The organism is Algoriphagus aurantiacus (assembly GCF_035156405.1).
Lineage (GTDB): Bacteria > Bacteroidota > Bacteroidia > Cytophagales > Cyclobacteriaceae > Algoriphagus > Algoriphagus aurantiacus.
This window is the reverse complement of the sequence record NZ_JAXRUT010000002.1, coordinates 62,918-81,877: the sequence shown is the minus strand read 5'-3', so window position 1 is coordinate 81,877 and position 18,960 is coordinate 62,918. Positions and strand designations below refer to the sequence as shown.

The 18,960-nt window shown below is 40.1% G+C and carries 16 protein-coding genes; 12 read left to right on the top strand and 4 right to left on the bottom strand.

Features of this window, described 5'->3' with window-relative positions; all coding sequences use genetic code 11:
• From SYJ56_RS02305 to SYJ56_RS02295, 3 genes are all read right to left on the bottom strand, one after another.
• Window positions 1-399 (bottom strand): response regulator, encoded by a 399-nt coding sequence (locus SYJ56_RS02305; protein WP_323831998.1) that lies wholly within the window; start codon window positions 397-399, stop codon window positions 1-3.
• A 109-nt stretch (window positions 400-508) separates the two neighbouring features.
• Window positions 509-760, bottom strand: coding sequence for a hypothetical protein (locus tag SYJ56_RS02300; protein ID WP_323831995.1), 252 nt, complete (start codon window positions 758-760; stop codon window positions 509-511).
• A gap of 269 nt (window positions 761-1,029) precedes the next feature.
• Window positions 1,030-1,182, bottom strand: a complete 153-nt coding sequence (locus SYJ56_RS02295) for a lmo0937 family membrane protein (RefSeq protein ID WP_323831993.1) — start codon at window positions 1,180-1,182, stop codon at window positions 1,030-1,032.
• 190 nt (window positions 1,183-1,372) lie between these two features.
• Between SYJ56_RS02295 and SYJ56_RS02290 the strand changes: the two genes are divergently transcribed.
• The 8 genes from SYJ56_RS02290 (at window position 1,373) to SYJ56_RS02255 (ending at window position 9,388) form a co-directional block, all read left to right on the top strand.
• Window positions 1,373-2,812 carry a sensor histidine kinase gene (locus tag SYJ56_RS02290; protein ID WP_323831992.1) on the top strand — a complete coding sequence of 480 codons (1,440 nt, stop codon included), beginning with the start codon at window positions 1,373-1,375 and terminating at the stop codon, window positions 2,810-2,812.
• A gap of 100 nt (window positions 2,813-2,912) precedes the next feature.
• Entirely contained in the window at window positions 2,913-3,356 is a 444-nt protein-coding gene (locus tag SYJ56_RS02285) for a response regulator (RefSeq protein WP_323831990.1), read from the top strand.
• Window positions 3,357-3,364: 8 nt separating this feature from the next.
• Window positions 3,365-4,810: a hybrid sensor histidine kinase/response regulator gene (locus SYJ56_RS02280; RefSeq protein ID WP_323831988.1), complete on the top strand. Its 1,446-nt coding sequence runs from the start codon at window positions 3,365-3,367 to the stop codon at window positions 4,808-4,810.
• Between the two features lie 109 nt (window positions 4,811-4,919).
• Window positions 4,920-5,429 (top strand): YdeI/OmpD-associated family protein, encoded by a 510-nt coding sequence (locus SYJ56_RS02275; RefSeq protein ID WP_323831986.1) that lies wholly within the window; start codon window positions 4,920-4,922, stop codon window positions 5,427-5,429.
• Between the two features lie 60 nt (window positions 5,430-5,489).
• On the top strand, window positions 5,490-6,209 hold the full coding sequence (locus SYJ56_RS02270; protein ID WP_323831984.1) for a LamB/YcsF family protein: 720 nt from the start codon (window positions 5,490-5,492) through the stop codon (window positions 6,207-6,209).
• The gene (pxpB, locus tag SYJ56_RS02265; RefSeq protein ID WP_323831982.1) at window positions 6,206-6,901 is read left to right on the top strand and encodes a 5-oxoprolinase subunit PxpB; all 696 of its coding nucleotides are present in this window, start codon (window positions 6,206-6,208) and stop codon (window positions 6,899-6,901) included. The genes SYJ56_RS02270 and pxpB overlap by 4 nt, the downstream gene beginning before the upstream one ends.
• Entirely contained in the window at window positions 6,898-7,770 is an 873-nt protein-coding gene (locus SYJ56_RS02260; protein ID WP_323831980.1) for a 5-oxoprolinase subunit C family protein, read from the top strand. The genes pxpB and SYJ56_RS02260 overlap by 4 nt, the downstream gene beginning before the upstream one ends.
• 106 nt (window positions 7,771-7,876) lie before the next feature.
• Window positions 7,877-9,388: a DUF4301 family protein gene (locus tag SYJ56_RS02255; RefSeq protein WP_323831978.1), complete on the top strand. Its 1,512-nt coding sequence runs from the start codon at window positions 7,877-7,879 to the stop codon at window positions 9,386-9,388.
• Between the two features lie 63 nt (window positions 9,389-9,451).
• On the opposite strand, the gene SYJ56_RS02250 is transcribed toward SYJ56_RS02255, so the two are convergent.
• Window positions 9,452-10,630, bottom strand: coding sequence for a THUMP domain-containing class I SAM-dependent RNA methyltransferase (locus SYJ56_RS02250; protein WP_323831976.1), 1,179 nt, complete (start codon window positions 10,628-10,630; stop codon window positions 9,452-9,454).
• 170 nt (window positions 10,631-10,800) lie between these two features.
• Between SYJ56_RS02250 and SYJ56_RS02245 the strand changes: the two genes are divergently transcribed.
• The 4 genes from SYJ56_RS02245 to SYJ56_RS02230 all read left to right on the top strand — a co-directional run bounded on the left by SYJ56_RS02245 (window position 10,801) and on the right by SYJ56_RS02230 (window position 18,895).
• Complete coding sequence (locus SYJ56_RS02245) at window positions 10,801-12,183, top strand: 3-keto-disaccharide hydrolase (RefSeq protein ID WP_323831974.1); 1,383 nt, start codon at window positions 10,801-10,803, stop codon at window positions 12,181-12,183.
• A 316-nt stretch (window positions 12,184-12,499) separates the two neighbouring features.
• Window positions 12,500-13,849, top strand: coding sequence for a Gfo/Idh/MocA family protein (locus SYJ56_RS02240; RefSeq protein WP_323831972.1), 1,350 nt, complete (start codon window positions 12,500-12,502; stop codon window positions 13,847-13,849).
• Window positions 13,850-14,200: 351 nt separating this feature from the next.
• Window positions 14,201-17,218, top strand: a complete 3,018-nt coding sequence (locus SYJ56_RS02235; protein WP_323831970.1) for a SusC/RagA family TonB-linked outer membrane protein — start codon at window positions 14,201-14,203, stop codon at window positions 17,216-17,218.
• Between the two features lie 6 nt (window positions 17,219-17,224).
• Window positions 17,225-18,895, top strand: a complete 1,671-nt coding sequence (locus tag SYJ56_RS02230; RefSeq protein WP_323831968.1) for a RagB/SusD family nutrient uptake outer membrane protein — start codon at window positions 17,225-17,227, stop codon at window positions 18,893-18,895.
• The last annotated feature ends 65 nt before the right edge of the window (window positions 18,896-18,960 follow it).

The window sequence follows — 18,960 nt, the reverse complement described above, 5'->3', positions numbered from 1 at the left end:
TTAATTTAACTGGCTCTGAACTACCTGGTCCAATCGCGCAATGTTGAAAGGTTTACTGAGGAAGTCTAAGGCACCATAGTGAATTGCTTCCATTTTCACTTCATTATGATCAAATGCGCTCATCATAATTACTTTGGACTGAAATTTACCTGAATTGATGTACTTTAGTTCGTTTAAACCATTTCCATCAGGAAGGTTGACGTCCAAGAAAACTAATTCAGGCTTTAATTTTATAAACAACTTTCTTCCTTCTAGAAGTGTACCCGCAGCTATGACAGAAAACCCCTTCCTAGCCAAGAATCTTGATAAAAGCGATCTAATTTCCGGCTCATCATCTATTACTAGTATAAGTTTATTCTTCATCACATAATCTTCTACGCTATTCAACCTTGGGTACATTCATTTTGTTAGTTAGGTAGTATCTCTACATTTCAGTATCTCTCCATTAAGGAAACGCTAGAGAAAAGGTGCAGCTATTGGCCACACCTTTTCGTATTCTAAACCTATTTCACTTCACTTTTTCTACTTTATCTTTTGCTGATTGGATAGCTGATTTAGTTGCTTCGAGACCTTCTGTTTTTGCCTCCAAAATTTTTGACTTCAAATCGCCGAGAATTGATTGAAAATCACCAATGAGACTATTTAATTTTTCTTTTTGAGGACCAAATTCGTCTTTGTTTTTGTAAAGATATGCTCCTACAAAAGCGCCTGTTAAAAGTCCGCTAAACCAAAGTGTTTTATTTAATGTTGATTTGTTCATAATGTTTTTAGTTAATGTTGTTGATTTTTAGATTTTTGATCTAGACCAAAATTTTATCTTTGGTCTCACCGATGTATTAAACAATCGATCCCTAAAGTACTCTTCCTTCAGAAAATATTAAATCCCCCTCAGTAAGATCACCCTATTGCTGTTTCAGTATACCTTTGAAAACATTCGTGATACCTTTAATTTCTACAAAATTTGTGATTTCATTGGTATCATGTTTCAAATTTTGATCAAAACATTCAGCAGGTGGGCCGCTCTGAGCGCTACACGGATCTTCCAGAAATCAATCTAAATAGTACTGCAACAATTGCTAATACTAGAAGCACGTGGATCAATCCTGTGGCACTATAAGCAAATACTCCGACTAACCAGCCGATCAGGAGAATTACAGCGATGAAATACAATAAAGAACTCATAGTTTTGATGTTTAGATTGGTAGATTTATTTATATCAGTCGATTCAACTGGCATGCCTCAATTAAATTAAAATCATGAAATCAAGGCCAAAAGCGCTAAATAGCTCATTAAATAGAATTTTCAGGACAATCATAAAAATATAGCCTTAGGCTTACTGAGTAATAAATTGCCCTGTTTGGGGAAATAAAAAATGAAAAACGAACAAAACCCATCTATTCGCCAAGTTAAAATCTATTCGATAGTCACTCTAATATTAATAATTGTAGGAAGTGCCATATCCTATTGGACTGCCGGCAGAATAGAATACTACACGAATGGTGTCATGCACACCTCATCGGTAATACTGCGGGCGGATGAATTATACTCCAGCATTCTTGAAAGAGAGACCAATATTCGAGGATATGTTCTGACCAGGAATGAAGAATTTCTAACCCATTATCAGCAATCAAATGTGAATGCTGAGTTGCTTTTGGCGCAGTTGCAGGGATTGACCATGGACAATGGAATACAGCAGAATAATATAGAAGAACTCAGAGGTCTGATCAACACCAGGGTAAGGACTTTTGAAAAGACTATTGAATATATGAAAGAGAATGGCGATTTAGTCGGCTTCCTAGACCCTACGAAAGCTAATAATGCGCTGATTGGCTACAAGATGATCAAAAATGTAGTACTTCGTATTAAGGAGGTAGAAAAAACTCTTTCTAGAGAAAAAAATCAAAGCTTGATTAATAATATCAACGCCCTACCTTTTATTGTGGGGCTTATTTCTGTCTTTTCCATCACCATTGGTTTGGTGACTTTTTTCTCTATCTACCAATACAACAAATCCCAACTCACGGCAAATACAGAGAAAGCGCTTTTCCAGCAAAAACTCAAAGACCAAATCAAACTACTTGATAACTCAAACAAAGAGTTAGAGCAATTTGCTTATGTAGCTTCTCATGATTTACAGGAACCGCTTCGTAAAATCACAGCATTTTCCGACCTATTGAATGAGCAATATGCAGACAAATTAGAAGGAGACGGTGACCTATATCTTAGCAGAATTACTGCTGCTGCGGTACGAATGAGACGATTGATCACTGACCTCTTGGAATATAGCAGAGCTGGTAAAATTGATAGTGAAAAAATAAAAACCATAAAACTTTCCGAAGTCATCTCTGAGACACTCGAAGACTTCGAAGTAGCAATCCAAGATAAATCCGCTAAAATAACTCTGGGGAAATTACCTAAGGTTAAAGGTTCCGATACAGAATATCGACAGGTATTTCAAAACCTAATTTCCAATTCACTCAAATTCTCTAAACCAAATGAAAATCCAGAAATCACCATCACTTCTGATGAGGCAAGTCAAGAGCTCATTGGTAACTATCCTTCTTTAGATAAGAGTTTAAACTACCACTTGATCAAGGTTAGCGACAATGGAATAGGGTTCGAAAAAGAACATACGGATAAGATTTTTTCGATTTTCCAGAGATTGCATGCAAAGAAAGAATATGAAGGTACGGGAATAGGACTATCTATCACCCGTAAAATCATTGAGAAAAACGGAGGGTTCATATTTGCGGAAAGTATCCCTGGAAAAGGAGCAACATTTAATATTATCTTGCCAGTAGCCAAGATATGAATGCTGTTTATCTGAAATAGTTAGTGCAGTATTTTATTCGCAAAATCGTGCTTATCTTTTCATCCGAATTCAACCCCTGTTCGTCAAAGATTCTATGCTCATGTCCTTCGAGAAACCTATACATATTCTAGTCGCAGAAGACGATGAAGACGATAAATTATTAATATTGAAAGCCTTTGAAAGGACTTTACCAAAGGAGAAAGTCACCTGCGTAGAGGATGGTGAGGCTCTTCTAAAATATTTGAGGCATGCTCCGCCTTACGATGATGTAGCAAAATATCCTAAGCCAGATATTATTTTATTGGACCTTAATATGCCACGCAAAGATGGAATAGCAGCACTGGCTGAAATTAAAGGCTGCGATAATCTAAAATCCATTCCGGTAATTATTTTTACCACTTCTAAAAGTATAGATGATATTAAAATCACCTATAAAATGGGATCGAGTAGCTATATCACCAAGCCAGGATCTTTTGAAGAACTAGTCAAAATCACCGAAGAAATAGAAAATTACTGGTCGAAAACAGTTCAGTTGCCGGCATAAAGCAAAGCATGATTACAGCAGAGAAAATAAGAATACTATATGTAGATGATGATCCGGATGATTTCTTTCTGGTTTCTACTTTACTAAAAAGAATCACCGATACTATCTATGAATTAGAAAGTGCAACTAGCCTAGACGAGGCTATTTCTAAACTGGATCAAGGCTTCGATGTCTTCCTCGTTGATTACAGACTGGGAAAAGACACTGGATTGGAGCTAATTCGGGAAATCAAATTCCGTAGAAAACATGCTCCTGTGATCATGCTCACAGGTATGAGTACCGGAGACATCGATAGAGAAGCACTCTCACTTGGAGCTTCTGACTACCTTGTCAAAGGCGAATTTGATGCAAATACTCTGGATAGAATCCTCAGGTATGCTATTCGTGATGCGCACTTGATAGAATCGTTGGCCGACGCTGCGCGAAAGTTCCGTTCAATCTTTGAGCTTGCCAGTGATCCATTCCTATTGATGAATGGTGAAGGTGAGATTATGGAAGCTAATCCGGCATTTCTCAAAAAATTTGGAAGTAAAGCCTACGATCCCAATTCAGAAGAAAGCTTTTACTTCAAAGAGTTACTGCCTGAAGAGTCCTCACGCCAAGAACTGCAAAACTTATTTTTCAATAGTCAAGAGCTCTATGATATGGAAGCTCTCTTGACTATAGATCAAGGACACTCTATCAACAGTCTAATAAGTATAGTAAAGCAAGATGTAAACATTTTTCAGGTTTTGATCAAAGATCTCAGTGCGATCAAAGCCAAGGAAGAAGAAGAACTGAACCTAAAGAAATTCTCTTCTACAGGTAGAATCGCTAGACTTTTGGCGCATGAAGTCAAAAATCCTCTTACCACTATTCTGCTATCTGCTGATCAGTTGCACATGGAACTCCCAGAGTCAGTACTTGTCGAAAGTGGCGATTTGATAGACGTAATCCGCAGAAATTGTGACCGAATCAACCATCTGGTGACCCAGCTGCTAGACAGTACCAGATTCACTGAATTGGACGCTAAAAGTCACTCAATAAATACGCTACTGGATGATGCCTTGGAGCATGTCCAAGACAGAATTGAATTGAAAGGTATTAGTATTGTAAAAAATTACCAAGCTGATATTTGTGATATTCAAGTGGATGGTGAAAAGGTGAAAATTGCCTTGATCAATCTGATAGTGAACGCTATAGAAGCAATGACCGACAAGACTGGAAAGCTAATTCTGAGAACAAATATAAAAAACAACCAATGTAGAATTGAAATTAGAGATAATGGAGAAGGAATTCCTAAAGAAAATGTAGAGCGATTATTTGAACCTTTCTTTACCAGCAAAGCTACAGGCTCCGGATTAGGCCTTACCAACACGCAAAATATCATCTTAAGTCACGGGGGATCCATTCGGGTAAAAAGTGAAGTAGGAAAAGGAACCTCATTCTTAATCACCTTCACTCTTCCCAGTTAAAAGTCTTATTTGACTAATTTCTGATCCCTTCAAATGCTAAATTTGAAGGGATTTTTTACTTTAGACCAACTACTAGAATATATCATAATCATCACAGCATCTGTATCAAATGATTGAGTTTCAAGGAAAATTGGCTGCATTCGAGTTTAATCACTGGCAATATCACATTCCAATTTCAGACAAAATCTCAGCTCAGATGATGGATGATAAACATCGTAGGGTTTTGGTTTGGATAAAAGATGGAGGGCCATTTCACATGGCGCTGATGAAATCCAAGGAATATTGGTATATCCTTGTCAATCAAGAACTTCGAACTCGTTTTCATTTAGACGAGAAAAGTGCATTTCCAGTAAAAATTGATCGTGATCATAGCGAATATGGTCATGAGATGCCTGAGGAACTTCAAGTATTGATGGATCAAGATGAGCAAGGTGCTTACTATTTTAAAAAGCTGACTCCTGGCAAGCAGCGTATGATGGTTTATACCGTGACCAAAGTTAAAAATCCAGAAAGCAGAATGAAGAAAGCGCTGGCTGTTATTCATCATCTCAAGCTCGTCAAGGGAAAATTGGACTACAAACAACTCAATGAGTTGATCAAGTATTACAATAAGTTATAGACAAATATTCGATGCCTTAAATGACATTTTGTATTTTAGAGATTATCCTATTCCCCTCTAATGAAGAAACTGCCAGAAATAAACTGTGATTTAGGTGAAGGCATGCCAAACGAAATACAAATCTTTCCTCACATCGATACGGCCAGCATCGCATGCGGAGGTCACTTTGGGGACGAAAACTCGATAAGCGAAAGCTTAGACCTTGCTTTGAAATACAAGAAAAAAGCCGGTGCTCACCCCTCCTATCCAGATCAAAAGAATTTTGGCAGGAAAACAATGAAGATTTCGGACAAGGATTTGAAAAAGTCCATTTTAATCCAAATACTGAAGTTTGAGCTACTGGCAGAAAAATCTGGACTTCCTATGGATCATATCAAATTCCATGGCGCACTTTATAATGATGCTGTGGCAAATGCAGAATTAGCTGACATCCTCACGGACTTTATTGCAAGCCACTTTCACAATACCCCCATATTTGCCCCTCCGCACTCTGAATTGGAAAAGTTTATTCTCCAGAAAGGATTGAAAAATCGAATAGAAGTTTTTGGTGATCGAAGGTATTTGGACAATTACCAACTGGTACCTCGGTCGGTCTTTGGATCACATATGATTTCAGAAAGTGAGATTTCTCCTCACCTCAAAACATTGCTGGAGAATGGATATTTACTTTCTGATTCCGGAAAAAAACTTCAAATAAAAGCAGATACCATTTGCTTCCATGGCGATAACCTAGGCATCTGTCACTTTTTACCAATAATCCGAAACAGATTCTGGACATGAACCCTGAATTCAAGCAAGTCTCCCCTATGATTTGTGAATTTGAATGGGATTGCGCAATCTCTGATGAGCTCCTACAGCAACAATTACGCTTCCAAACTACTCTACAGAAGGATTTTAACTCAGAGATTATTGAACTTCGTATGGGGTTCAAAACCCTTGCACTTATACTTTCAAATATCTCTACATCATCAGAAATAGAGAATTGGTTGAAAACCATACATCCAGAAGAATACTGTAAACCTCTTCCTGAAAAAATCTGGCAAATCCCGGTTTGCTACTCTCCAGAAACGGGACGCGATCTGGAAGCTTTGGCAAGACATAAAAACATCAGCCAAAAAGAACTTATCTCAATGCATTCACAACCTCTTTACCGGATTCATTTCTACGGTTTTTTGCCGGGTTTTATGTATTTGAATGGGCTTAAGGAAGAATTACATGCCGCCAGAAAAAATGTGCCCGATCGTGTGGTTCCACCTGGTTCAGTTGCCATTGGTGGATCACAAACCGGCATTTATCCATCTTCCAGTCCTGGTGGCTGGCATTTGATTGGGCAAACTCCCATTTCACTTTTTGATCCAAGACAAGCCATTCCAGTTTTTGCAGAAGCTGGAGAGCGAATAGAATTTACCCCGATTACCATTCAAGAGTTTGAGTATCTGAAAAAGCATCCACAAAATCCAAAATTCAGATGATTCGGGATATTGGCTATTTAAAAATCTTAAAATCAGGACCGGGAACTTCTATTCAAGATGGAGGAAGAATCGGTTTTGCTCAGTATGGAGTTCCACTTTCTGGTGCTATAGATGTAAGATCATTTATGTGGGCAAATCACTTATTGAAAAACAAAGATTCTGATGCAGTCTTGGAGGTCTGTCAACCTGGATTAAGCATCATATTTAATTCACCCACACTGATTTGCCTAGCAGGAGCTATAGCAGCCATTAAATTCAATGGAGAGGTGATTTCCAGCTACGGCATTCTAGAAATCCGAGAAAATGATCAGTTGGAGATCGGTGCTTTTCACCAAGGTTCGGTGCTCTATTTGGGTATCAAAGATGGATTCCAATCTGAAAAAATCATGGATTCCAGAAGTTGGTATGCGGGAATTACCACTTCTGAATCTGTTAAAAAAGGAGACCAAGTCCCTTATTTTACGACGCAAGAACTTCCTGAAAACACTGCTTCTAAAGTGAAATGGGAATTCAACTGGACTGAGAAAAATGCCATAGAAGTCTATCCCGGGCCTGAATGGGAATTATTAGATGAGGTAAGTCAAGAACGAATTGAATCAATGGAGTTTACCATCTCTGATCTAAAAAACAGAATGGCTATCCAATTGGCTGAGTTACTTCCAAATTCCATTTCCGAAATGGCAACTGCACCAGTTTTTCTAGGTACAGTTCAATTGACATCAGGAGGTAAATTAATTATACTTATGAAAGATGCTCAAGTCACCGGAGGCTATCCGAGAATTCTTCAAATCTCCCAGGAATGGCATTCCATTTTGGCACAGAAGAAACCGCTACAAAAAATCAGCTTCCAATTACAGAAATCCTACTAAATCAGGATTTCCATTCATTTATAAAACAATTAAAAAAAATCCACTTTCTATCTTGAGTAAAGACATAAAGCCTATTATCTTACACTTTTACATTAAACCCAACCCCATGGATACTAGCTTAAAAGACCAAATTTTGGAACAGGGAATGCACCCTGAAACTGTAGAACAACAAATTCATCATTTTGAGAATGGCTTTCCTTTTCTGAAAATAACAGCTCCTGCAACTCCAGGAAATGGGATTAAGGTTTTGAGCGATGATGAATTACGTCATTTCATAACGACTTATCCTGATAAGGCCTCTAAAGTAGATGTATTGAAATTTGTGCCTGCTAGTGGGGCGGCCTCTCGGATGTTCAAAGATCTTTTTGCTTTTCTGGAAGGCGATGGAGATATCAGCAAATCAACTTTTGTCCAGAAGTTCATGGACAACATTGAGAAATTCGCATTCTACGAGGATCTTGATGAAGTTTTGGAAAGTCAAGGAAGCAGTATTTACCAGGCGTTGGACACCAAAGATTACAAAAGTATTTTGGCAGCTTTGCTTTTGGATGAAGGACTTGGCTACGGCAACTTGCCAAAGGGATTGCTGAAATTTCACCGCTATAAAGACGGGCGCAGAACTCCAGCTTATGAGCACCTGATCGAAGGCGTTCAATATGCAATTGGCACAGGATCTTTAGTGAAAATACATTTCACCGTTTCCCCTGAACATACCGCCAAATTCCAAAAGGAAATAGAAAAAATCCTTCCTGGAATAGAAAAAGAATTCGGGGTTAACTTTGAGATTAGCTATTCTCAGCAGAAAAAATCTACAGATACTATAGCAGTAAATACTGATAATACCCCATTTACCGAAGAAGACGGAAGCATCCTTTTCCGACCTGCAGGCCATGGTGCTTTGCTTGAAAATCTGAATGATGTATCTGCGGAACTGATCTTCATCAAAAACATTGACAATGTAGTTCCTGATCGCTTGAAGCCTGATACCACGAATTACAAAATGGCGATAGGAGGTTTACTTTTAGAAATACAGCAAAAAGTATTTGAGGCCTTAAGAGGTTTGGAAAAGGAGGAGAATGAAACCACAGTGGCTAGGGCTGAGGAAGTAGCAACAAATGATTTAGGAGCAAAACTCCCAGAGAATTTCTCTTCGCTGTCAATAGAAGCAAAAGGAGCTTTTCTAAAAATGAAACTCAACCGCCCACTAAGAGTTTGTGGAATGGTGAAAAATACTGGAGAACCTGGCGGTGGACCTTTTTGGGTACAAGAAGATGATGGTTCACAATCGCTTCAGATCTTGGAAACCGCCCAGATAGATTTGAATAATCCTGCATCAAAAGAACATTTCAACGAATCCACCCACTTCAACCCAGTTGATTTGGTTTGTGCTACCAGAAACTTTAAAGGTGAAGCATTTGATCTACTCAAGTACCGGGATATGAAGACAGGATTTATCACCGAGAAATCAAAAAGTGGCAAAAACCTCAAAGCGCTGGAATTGCCTGGACTTTGGAACGGCTCTATGGCAGGTTGGAATGCAATATTTGTAGAGGTGCCATTAATAACCTTCAATCCAGTGAAAACTGTAAATGATCTCTTGCGAGATGAACATCAATAATACCAGATTGCTGATTTCGGATTTCAGATTGTGTGGGTAACCAAATCTGAAATCCGAAGTCACCTATCCCAAATCGGAAAACTCCTCTTTTTTCCCTTCATATAAGTCGTACTTCAGCAGACGGCAGTCAATAGTACCATTCCAAAACTCTATTCTTCGATTCGCTTTTAACCCGATCTTTTTAGCTAATTCAAGATTTCCAGTAAAAATATATCCTCTATATCCTGCACATTTCTGCTTCAGAAAGTCTCCCATTCTCTTGTAGGTAATCTCCAATTCATCATTCTCCCCTAGCCTTTCGCCATATTCAGGATTGAACATGATCACGCCACGGGGCTTTTGCGGGATTTCTGTTTCAGCAAAATCACAGACTTGAAATTCGATCATATGATCCACTCCAGCCGTAATCGCATTCTCTTGAGCGAAGGAAATCGCCTGAAGAGAAATGTCAGAAGCGATAATCTTTAAATCAGGCAGCTCCATGATTTTGCTCTCTAGTTTCTTTTTCTTCGCAAAAAAGGCCTCCTCATCATACCCCAAAATATGCTGGAAGGAATAATGATCTCTATAAAGTCCAGGATAACGTTTGGTTGCCATTAAGGCCGCTTCAATTGCTAGCGTACCTGAACCACACATAGGGTTGATAAAAGGAACTCGGGTATTCCACTCCGTAGCATAAATAGTCGCTGCTGCCAGAGCCTCCATCATTGGAGCTTTGCCTGGAATCTTACGATAGCCATGCTTTGCAAGCGTATCACCAGAAGTATTTATGTAAACCGAGCATTGGGTTTCTTTCCAGTACACCTGAAAAACCAAGCCGTTAAAATCAGATCCAGAATCAGGTCTTCTTCCTTTCAGCTCCCGAAAACGATCTACTATAGCATCTTTGACTTTCACATTTACGATCAGTGGCGTGGTGATACTTTCATTCTCTGCCACCGAGTTGACCGAGAAATACCCATCTACATCCAAGTAATCTTCCCAAGGGATCGCTTTGAATCTTCGGTAAATATCATCTGCATTTCTAAGGTAGAAGGACTTGATTTCGTAGAGCACTTGAGATGCAGTGCGTAAATAGAGGTTAAGATCCATGCACTCTTCCATTGTGGCTCTCAATTCAATCCCCGTCCGGGAGACAGACTCAGGCACGAAACCAAGTTCACGAACTTCCTTTTCCAAGTAAGAAATAGAGCGATCCTTACAGGTAATAAAAACTTTTCCTTTGAGGTTAAAATCAAGCATGCGTAAAAGTAATAAAGATCGACGGATTCTTTTCCAGCACGGTCAAAGGCTTTCAAATACATAAGAATCCCAGAAGAAACTCGCAAACGATTGCGTAACTTAAGAGAATTGCGTTTGCTGCAATGGCGCTAAATCTTGAATTTTATATTGAAAAACAATACCTAAAAATTATGAAATACACCCGTAATCTATTCGCGGTTCTGATCACTTCGATCACATTATTTAGCTGTTCATCACAGCAAAAGGCAGAAGATGGCTGGACAAATTTATTTAATGGAAAAGACCTCAGTGGATGGAAACCTGTAGCAGGTACAGCCACATTTGAAGTTGTCGATGGCACTATAGTAGGATCAGCTGTAGCAGGATCACCAAATACATTCTTGATCACTGAGGAAACTTACGGGGATTATATTATGGAGCTTGATCTAAAAATCGAACATCTTTCCAGCAATTCAGGTGTAATGGTACGCGGGCAGTTTGACCCGGCTGCCAGAGATGGCAAAGGCTTGGTATATGGCTATCAAATCGAAGCAGATCCTTCCGAAAGAGCTTGGTCGGGCGGACTGTACGATGAAGCAAGAAGAGGCTGGTTATATCCACTCGACCTTAATCCTGAAGCAGGATCTGCTTTTAAGATGGGCGAATTTAATCATTACAGAATAGAAGCAATCGGCAATGAAATCAAAACATGGGTAAACGGTCAGGAAGTGGCCTATGTGGTCGATGATATGGATAAAACAGGGTTCATCGGCTTGCAGGTACACAGCATTCAGAAGCCAGAAGACGCAGGAAGAAAGACTTCATTTAAAAATGTAAAGGTCCAAACAGAAAACCTTGAACCTAAACCCTTTAACAAAGATGTTTTCGTAGTAAATAATAGTCTGAACACACTGACTGAATACGAAAAAAACAATGGCTGGAAACTACTCTTCAATGGTCAGAATTCAGACGGATGGAAAGGCGCTTACAAGGAAACATTCCCGGAGTCAGGTTGGTCTGTCAATGATGGCATTTTGACTATTGCAGCTTCTGACGGGGGCGAATCTACCAATGCAGGTGATATCGTGACCAAAGAGCTTTATTCAGCATTTGACCTGGCCTTCGAGTTCAAACTTACAGAAGGCGCAAATAGCGGACTGAAGTATTTCGTTACCCTGTCTGAAGGCAATGAAGGTTCGGCAATAGGTTTGGAATATCAGATACTAGACGACGAAAAGCATCCAGATGCCAAAATGGGAATAGAAGGAAACCGTACACTCGCTTCCCTTTATGATCTGATCAAGGCTGATAAAAACGCTAGATTCATCAAGCCAATAGGAGAATGGAACAAAGGCAGAGTAGTGGTAACACCAGACAACATGGTAACACATTACTTAAATGGAGTGAAAGTAGTAGAATATGAAAGAGGATCTCAGGCATTCCGTGATTTGGTTGCTGTCAGTAAGTATGAGAAATGGGAGAATTTCGGTGAGGCTCCAGAAGGCCATATTCTTCTTCAGGATCATGGCAATGAGGTAAGTTTCAAAAACATCAAAATCAAGACGTTAAAGTAAAAACCCAAAATCAGAAGTGAAATCGAGCATGACGAACACGTCACACAGATGGATGATTATAAAAAATGCGAGATTCCATGTGGGCAATAAAAATCAATTGTAAACACATGAAATCGAGCATGACGCACGCGACACACAGAGGAATGATTATCATGCATGCGAGATTCCATCCCGCTTCCTTCGTCACGGGACAGGTTATGACCATTGGAAAACAATTATAATCAGATGAAATCGAGCATGACGCAGACGTCACACGGAGGAATGATTATAAGACCTGCGAGATTCCGTATGGCCTTTGAAAGAAAATTATAATCAGATGAAAATTAACAACAGAAGAGACTTTATTAAAAAATCTGCTGCTGCTACTATGGGCTTGTCGGCTTTGGGTTCTGCTGCTTTTTCGGCTAGATCTTATGGTAGAATTATAGGAGCAAATGAACGATTAAATGTCGCCATTGCAGGATTAGGAAGACGGCTTGGGGCTTATTACGAGCCAATTGGCCTGAAATCCAGCAATGTACACCTCATGTATCTCTGTGATGCCATGGAGTCTCAAATGCCAAAGGCTGCCAAGAATTTTGAGAAGTACATAGACTATGCTCCCAAATTAGAGCAGAATGTGATGAAAGTGATGGATGACAAAGATCTTGACACCATCATCATCGCAACTCCTGATCACTGGCACGCTCCAGGCACTTGGTTGGCATTAGATAGAGGTAAACATGTCTATGTAGAAAAACCATGTTCTCATAATCCACACGAAGGTGAGCTGCTGATTGCTTTGCAAAAGAAATACAACAAAGTAGTTCAAATGGGGAATCAGCAGCGCTCTGCTCCTGAAAGCCGTGAAATCATTTCAGCCATACATAATGGTGCAATAGGCAAGGCATTTATGGCCAAAGCCTTTTACAGCAATAACCGTGGAGCGGTGCCCAATCCTACCGTAGCTCCTGCCCCGGAAGGACTAGATTGGGAAATGTTTCAAGGACCAGCACCAAGAAGAGCCTATACCCATGATACCTGGGATTACAACTGGCACTGGTATGGATGGGAATATGGTACGGCAGAAACTGGCAATAACGCAACTCATGAGTTGGATGTAGCACGTTGGGCCCTTCAGGTGGACTATCCAAGTGAGGTACAGGTAACCGCGGACAAGAGACATTTTGAAGATGACGGCTGGGTGATGTATGATACGATGGATGCTACATTCAAATTCGGAAACGGTTCCGTAATTCAATGGGATGGCAAGAGCAGAAATAGCTATAAAACCTATGCTTCAGACCGTGGAACTATTATTTACGGAACTGAAGGTTCTGTTTATGTAGATCGCGGTGGCTACAAGCAATTTGACAGAGCTGGAAAAGAAGTTAAAAATAGTATGTCATCAAGTAATGAAGCCGGTACTGCACTTGGAGGCGGAGGTGATATGAGTACTACCCATGTGGTTAACTTCTTTAATGCAATACGAGGATTGGAAAAGCAAAATTCCAATATTGAAGAAGGCGCTGTAAGTACCCTACTATGTCATTTGGCCAATATCAGCTATAGGACTGGCGAAAGTTTGATCTGCAATCCAAGCAATGGTCATATCAAAAATTCCAAGAAAGCTTCTGCTCTCTGGACTAGATCATATGAAAAAGGCTGGGAACCGCCAAAACTATAACTTTTATAAAAACCATCCACCACTATACAACACCTGCTTACAAATTGAGCAGGTGTTTTTTTTTAGTCATATGTCAAAAGAAATATTTTTCAACGCCTTCTATTAAGCTGTGTAATAGCTCCACTACGAACTAAGCTAAGAAGTATTATTAGTAATTGTAGCAAGAATGTTCACTTGTGCAAAATTAACGCAATCGATTGCGTAACTCAACCGCTTATCCTCTTGAAAATAGGGTTTAAACAACCTAACTTGACTTCATCATAGCGTAGGGGTCTGCCTGTTAACACTGAAATGTTAAGCTTTCTCCCCGCTTTGAAGCTAATTTATTATTAACAACAAACCCATTTTACTATGCACTCAAAATTTTACACTTACCTCCGGGTGGTGTTCTTTCTGCTGCTTTCTGTCTCATACAGCTGGGCTCAGGAAGTTCAGGTAACAGGAACAATCTATGACGAGACAGGCCAACCCTTACCCGGAGCTACTGTTCTAGTCAAAGGCACCACCACGGGAACAACATCTGATCTGGATGGAAAGTACAGTATTTCTTGTCCAGCCGATGGCACTCTGGTTTTCTCCTTTATTGGGTACAATCCAACAGAAAAGGTTGTAGGCAACCAAACCGTACTTGATGTGAATTTAATTCCTGATCTAGCGGACCTTGAAGAGATAGTCGTAGTCGGATACGGTACTGCCAAAAAGAGTCAACTCACCGGAGCTATTTCATCTGTGGGCTCCAAAGAGATCCAGGAGTTGCCCATCACTGATGCAAGACAAGCATTGCAGGGACGTGCAGCTGGTGTGGATGTAACCCAGCCCGGCTCAAAACCAGGTTCAGCACCCCAAGTAAGGATCAGGGGTAGAAGGTCATTTAATGCTTCAAACGAACCTCTTTATGTAATTGATGGAATCCCTGTTACGGGGGGAATGAATGATATCAACCCGCAGGATATTACTTCTATGGAAGTATTAAAAGATGCCTCTGCTACTGCAATTTATGGTTCTAGGGGCTCAAACGGGGTGGTATTGATCACTACGAAAAGAGGAAATGTGGGCAAAACCGTGGTCTCTTTTGATTCATACTATGGTGTCAATAAAGAGTTAGGGAAAATTGACGTGTTTAATGGACCTGAATTCGCAGAATATAAAAGAGAATCACGCCGGGCTAGTGGAGAATATCCGGAAGGTCCTGCGACGCCGGCAAGTGATGAATCACTTTTCGAGCCGATTGAATTAGACGGTCTTGCTACCGGAAGAAGCACAGATTATGTAGGCGGCCTATTGAGAAACGGGGCTATTCAAAGTCATCAAATCGGTATAAGCGGTGGTAGTGATAAGACTACCTTCTTTGTATCCGGCAACTTCTTTAAGGATAAAGGAGTGATCATCAATCAGGATTATACCCGTTATACTTTCCGTGCCAATATTGATCATCGAATCAATAAGAAGATCAAATTTGGAACTTCAACTTTAGTATCATACAGTGAGAGAAATGGAGAAAATTTCAATCCACTTGGAGGAGCACTGGCTGAAAATCCACTTGGCAAACCTTACGATGAGGATGGCAATTTGATTTTTCTACCTACTTCTGATGGCTTGAGAACCAACCCGTTTGCTGAAATCGTTCCTGGGGCACAGCAGGACCTGACCAAAAACTATAGAATTTTTAACAGCATTTTTATCAATTATGATATCATCCCTGGCTTGACCTATAGATTAGTATTTGGTCCGGATCTAACCATTAGTAGAAATGGTAGATTCACCGGATCACAGACAAATGCCCGACGTGGGGGTGATGCAACTGGAAGTGTGAATGATGAATTCACCTTTAATTATACGCTGGAAAATATTCTGACTTATAACAAGTCATTTAATGAAGTACATAATCTGAACTTCACAGCCCTTCAATCCATACAAAAAGACCGGTATGAGCAAACTACTGTCAGTGTTCTGGGAATCCCTGCAGAATCCCAGTTCTACCATAGATTGGGCGATGCTTCTCAAATTACTGGTGCCAATACCAATTTAAGAGAATGGGCTTTGATGTCATTTATGGGTCGTTTAAACTATGATTACAAGAATAAATTACTCTTTACTGCAACCCTGAGAGCAGATGGTAGTTCGAGATTTGGATCAAACAATAGATTCGGTTACTTCCCATCCGTCGCAGTAGGATGGAATCTTCATTCAGAAAGTTTCTTACAAAATTCCTCAACTATCGACCAGTTGAAGTTTAGAGTATCATATGGGTCAATAGGAAACCAGGCTATTGATCCCTACCAGACACAGGCTTTGCTTGGCAGAACGAGCTATGCCTTCGATAACACTGCTGCATTTGGCTATAGACCAAGCTCCATAGGCAATCCTGACTTGAGATGGGAAACTTCAACCACCTTCAATGCCGGATTGGATTTCGCCCTTTGGAAAAGTAGAGTATTCGGCTCTATTGAATACTATATAACTAATACATCTGATTTACTTGCTCCACAGCCATTACCAAATTCCATAGGTTTTGGTGGTTTTATCACCAACATAGGTGAGACTCAAAACCGTGGAATCGAATTAACCCTATCCACACTTAATATGGAAAAGGGAGATTTTATGTGGTCCACTGACCTTATTTTCACAAAAAATACAGAGGAGATAATATCCTTGCCTAATGGGGATGATATCTCAGCAGGTAGATTCATAGGTCAGCCACTGACAATTTTCTATGATTTGAAGAAAATAGGAATCTGGCAGCTGGACGAATTAGATGAAGCTACCTCATACGGCAGTGTGCCGGGTGAGATCAAAATCGAAGACCGCAATGGTGACGGCGTGATCAACTCAGAAGATAGACAGTTTCTGGGATCTGCAGTAGCCGACTTTGCTATGGGTATGACCAATAGATTTAATTTCAAGGGCTTCGATTTATCCTTCTTTATCTACGGAAGATTTGGTTCTATGCTAAGATCTCAATTTCACACTGGCAATAACACCCTGGCTGGAAGATATAACAACTTGGATGTGAACTATTGGACCCCAAACAATCCGTCTAATGACTATCCTAGACCAAACGTAAATCAGGAAAGCGCAAAATATGCCAGCTCCATGGAATACTTTGATGGTACCTTCATCAAGGTGAGAAACATAAATTTCGGTTACAACTTCACTCCTGAAGCTGCCAAAAGAATCGGCATGACTAGTTTGAGAATATACACCAGTATCCAGCAGCCATTCATTTTTGCCAATTATCGTTCTGAGCATAAAGGGATTGATCCTGAAGTATTCCTGGATGGAGAACAAGGTATAGGTGCAGGTGCAGTCAATGCAAATGTCGCCCCTGCCGTCACTTCTTACACATTTGGTATTAATGCTAAATTCTAATCAACTATGAAAAAAATAGCAATAAATATAAACTACTGGGCTAAATCTACGGCCCTAATACTTGGACTGTCGGTGATGATTTCCTGCGATGGGTTTCTCCAAGAAGATGTTGTCTCTCCTATAGGTAATGATTACCTAAACACTCCAAAAGGTCTAAATGACGGAATCAATGCTGCGTACAGTTCTATGAGAGCATGGTACGGCACTGAGCGTGGAAATAATTTGACGATTTTCGGAACTGATATCTTCACCAATGGTGCAGATGGTTCGTGGAAATTCATGAATTTCTATACCAATCAATTTGATTCTCAAAATGGCCATGTACGTGAACTTTGGGATGAGTTCTACCGTGGAATTAATACCTGCAATGCAGTGATAGACAGATCAGTCAACCTTACCGGTGTATCAGAAGAACTGATTCAACAGAGAGTTGCGGAAGCCAAATTCATTAGGGCACATCATTATTTTATTATGGTGCAGCTTTTTGGCGGAGTAGATTTACAGTTGGCTGAGACTGCTATTCCTACCAAGGAAGTGTCACGTGCATCAGTAGCAGCAGTCTATTCAGCTATTATTCAGGATTTGAAAGAAGCAATTCCTAATCTGGAAGCTAAGGCTAAGTCTGATGATTATGGTAGAGCAACCCGGCCTGCAGCAGAGCATCTTTTAGGGAGAGTGTTTATTACCAAGGCCACTTCAGAAGCTGGTGAAGCATCAGATTATGCCAATGCTGAGCCATTATTGCAAAGTGTAATTGATAATTATGGTCTCGTTTTATTGCCAGATTTCGCAGATGTGCATGCTTTCGGAAATGAAATAAATGACGAAGTAATCTGGTCTATTCAATACACCCGCAGTCCACTTACTAATGCAGGAGGAAATAATTCCCACGTATTCTTCTTAATGGAGTATGATGTGCAGCCTGGCATGCAGCGGGATACAGAAAACGGACGTCCGTTCAAACGTTATAAATCCACGGACTATACGCTGAACACTATTTTTGCTGATAGAGTCAATGATTCAAGATATAAAAATACCTATGTGGATCACTTTCTATCCAATAAACCTGGCACCTATAATACGACTTTTGACAAGTCTAAAGAGACCGTGACCTTTGCCCAGGGAGACACAACTATCTGGCTGCCCGGCTATAATATGTCTGAGGCAGAAAGAGCTAAATATCCGTATCAGGTACTTACACCAGAGCTTTACACAGAAAGAGTATTTCCCCCAATGAAAAAACATAAGGATCCAGGGCGAGTTGACCGGACACAGTTTGAAGGAGGACGGAATTATATAGCGATGAGATTGGCAGATACCTATCTCCTACTTGCTGAATCTCAGTTTCGTCAGGGAAAAATCGCCGATGCGACTGAAAACATCAATGTGGTGAGAAGAAGAGCTGCTTTTCCAGGACAGGAAGCTGAAATGGAAATCTCTGAATCTGAGTTGACTTTCGAATACATTACAGAAGAAAGAGCTAGAGAGTTAATCGGTGAGCAAACCAGATGGCTGGATCTGAAACGATGGGGTATTTTGGTAGAACGAGTGAAAGCTCACAATCCTCAGGGAGCTCCGAATATTCAAGATTTTCATACGCTGAGACCAATTCCTCAAAATCAGATTGACCGGGCTGAGGGCAATGCCAGTGCCTTTCCTCAAAACCCAGGATACTAAGTTATTTACTGAACTAAACAATAAAAAAGAGCTGTTCCGATTATCGGAACAGCTCTTTTTTATTT

Excerpts from the sequence above, each read along its gene's own strand:
- SYJ56_RS02305 (WP_323831998.1), bottom strand. The coding sequence starts at position 399 with ATGTACCCAAGGTTGAATAGCGTAGAAGATTATGTGATGAAGAATAAA.
- SYJ56_RS02300 (WP_323831995.1), bottom strand. The coding sequence starts at position 760 with ATGAACAAATCAACATTAAATAAAACACTTTGGTTTAGCGGACTTTTA.
- SYJ56_RS02295 (WP_323831993.1), bottom strand. The coding sequence starts at position 1,182 with ATGAGTTCTTTATTGTATTTCATCGCTGTAATTCTCCTGATCGGCTGG.
- SYJ56_RS02290 (WP_323831992.1), top strand. The coding sequence starts at position 1,373 with ATGAAAAACGAACAAAACCCATCTATTCGCCAAGTTAAAATCTATTCG.
- SYJ56_RS02285 (WP_323831990.1), top strand. The coding sequence starts at position 2,913 with ATGTCCTTCGAGAAACCTATACATATTCTAGTCGCAGAAGACGATGAA.
- SYJ56_RS02280 (WP_323831988.1), top strand. The coding sequence starts at position 3,365 with ATGATTACAGCAGAGAAAATAAGAATACTATATGTAGATGATGATCCG.
- SYJ56_RS02275 (WP_323831986.1), top strand. The coding sequence starts at position 4,920 with ATGATTGAGTTTCAAGGAAAATTGGCTGCATTCGAGTTTAATCACTGG.
- SYJ56_RS02270 (WP_323831984.1), top strand. The coding sequence starts at position 5,490 with ATGAAGAAACTGCCAGAAATAAACTGTGATTTAGGTGAAGGCATGCCA.
- pxpB (WP_323831982.1), top strand. The coding sequence starts at position 6,206 with ATGAACCCTGAATTCAAGCAAGTCTCCCCTATGATTTGTGAATTTGAA.
- SYJ56_RS02260 (WP_323831980.1), top strand. The coding sequence starts at position 6,898 with ATGATTCGGGATATTGGCTATTTAAAAATCTTAAAATCAGGACCGGGA.
- SYJ56_RS02255 (WP_323831978.1), top strand. The coding sequence starts at position 7,877 with ATGGATACTAGCTTAAAAGACCAAATTTTGGAACAGGGAATGCACCCT.
- SYJ56_RS02250 (WP_323831976.1), bottom strand. The coding sequence starts at position 10,630 with ATGCTTGATTTTAACCTCAAAGGAAAAGTTTTTATTACCTGTAAGGAT.
- SYJ56_RS02245 (WP_323831974.1), top strand. The coding sequence starts at position 10,801 with ATGAAATACACCCGTAATCTATTCGCGGTTCTGATCACTTCGATCACA.
- SYJ56_RS02240 (WP_323831972.1), top strand. The coding sequence starts at position 12,500 with ATGAAAATTAACAACAGAAGAGACTTTATTAAAAAATCTGCTGCTGCT.
- SYJ56_RS02235 (WP_323831970.1), top strand. The coding sequence starts at position 14,201 with ATGCACTCAAAATTTTACACTTACCTCCGGGTGGTGTTCTTTCTGCTG.
- SYJ56_RS02230 (WP_323831968.1), top strand. The coding sequence starts at position 17,225 with ATGAAAAAAATAGCAATAAATATAAACTACTGGGCTAAATCTACGGCC.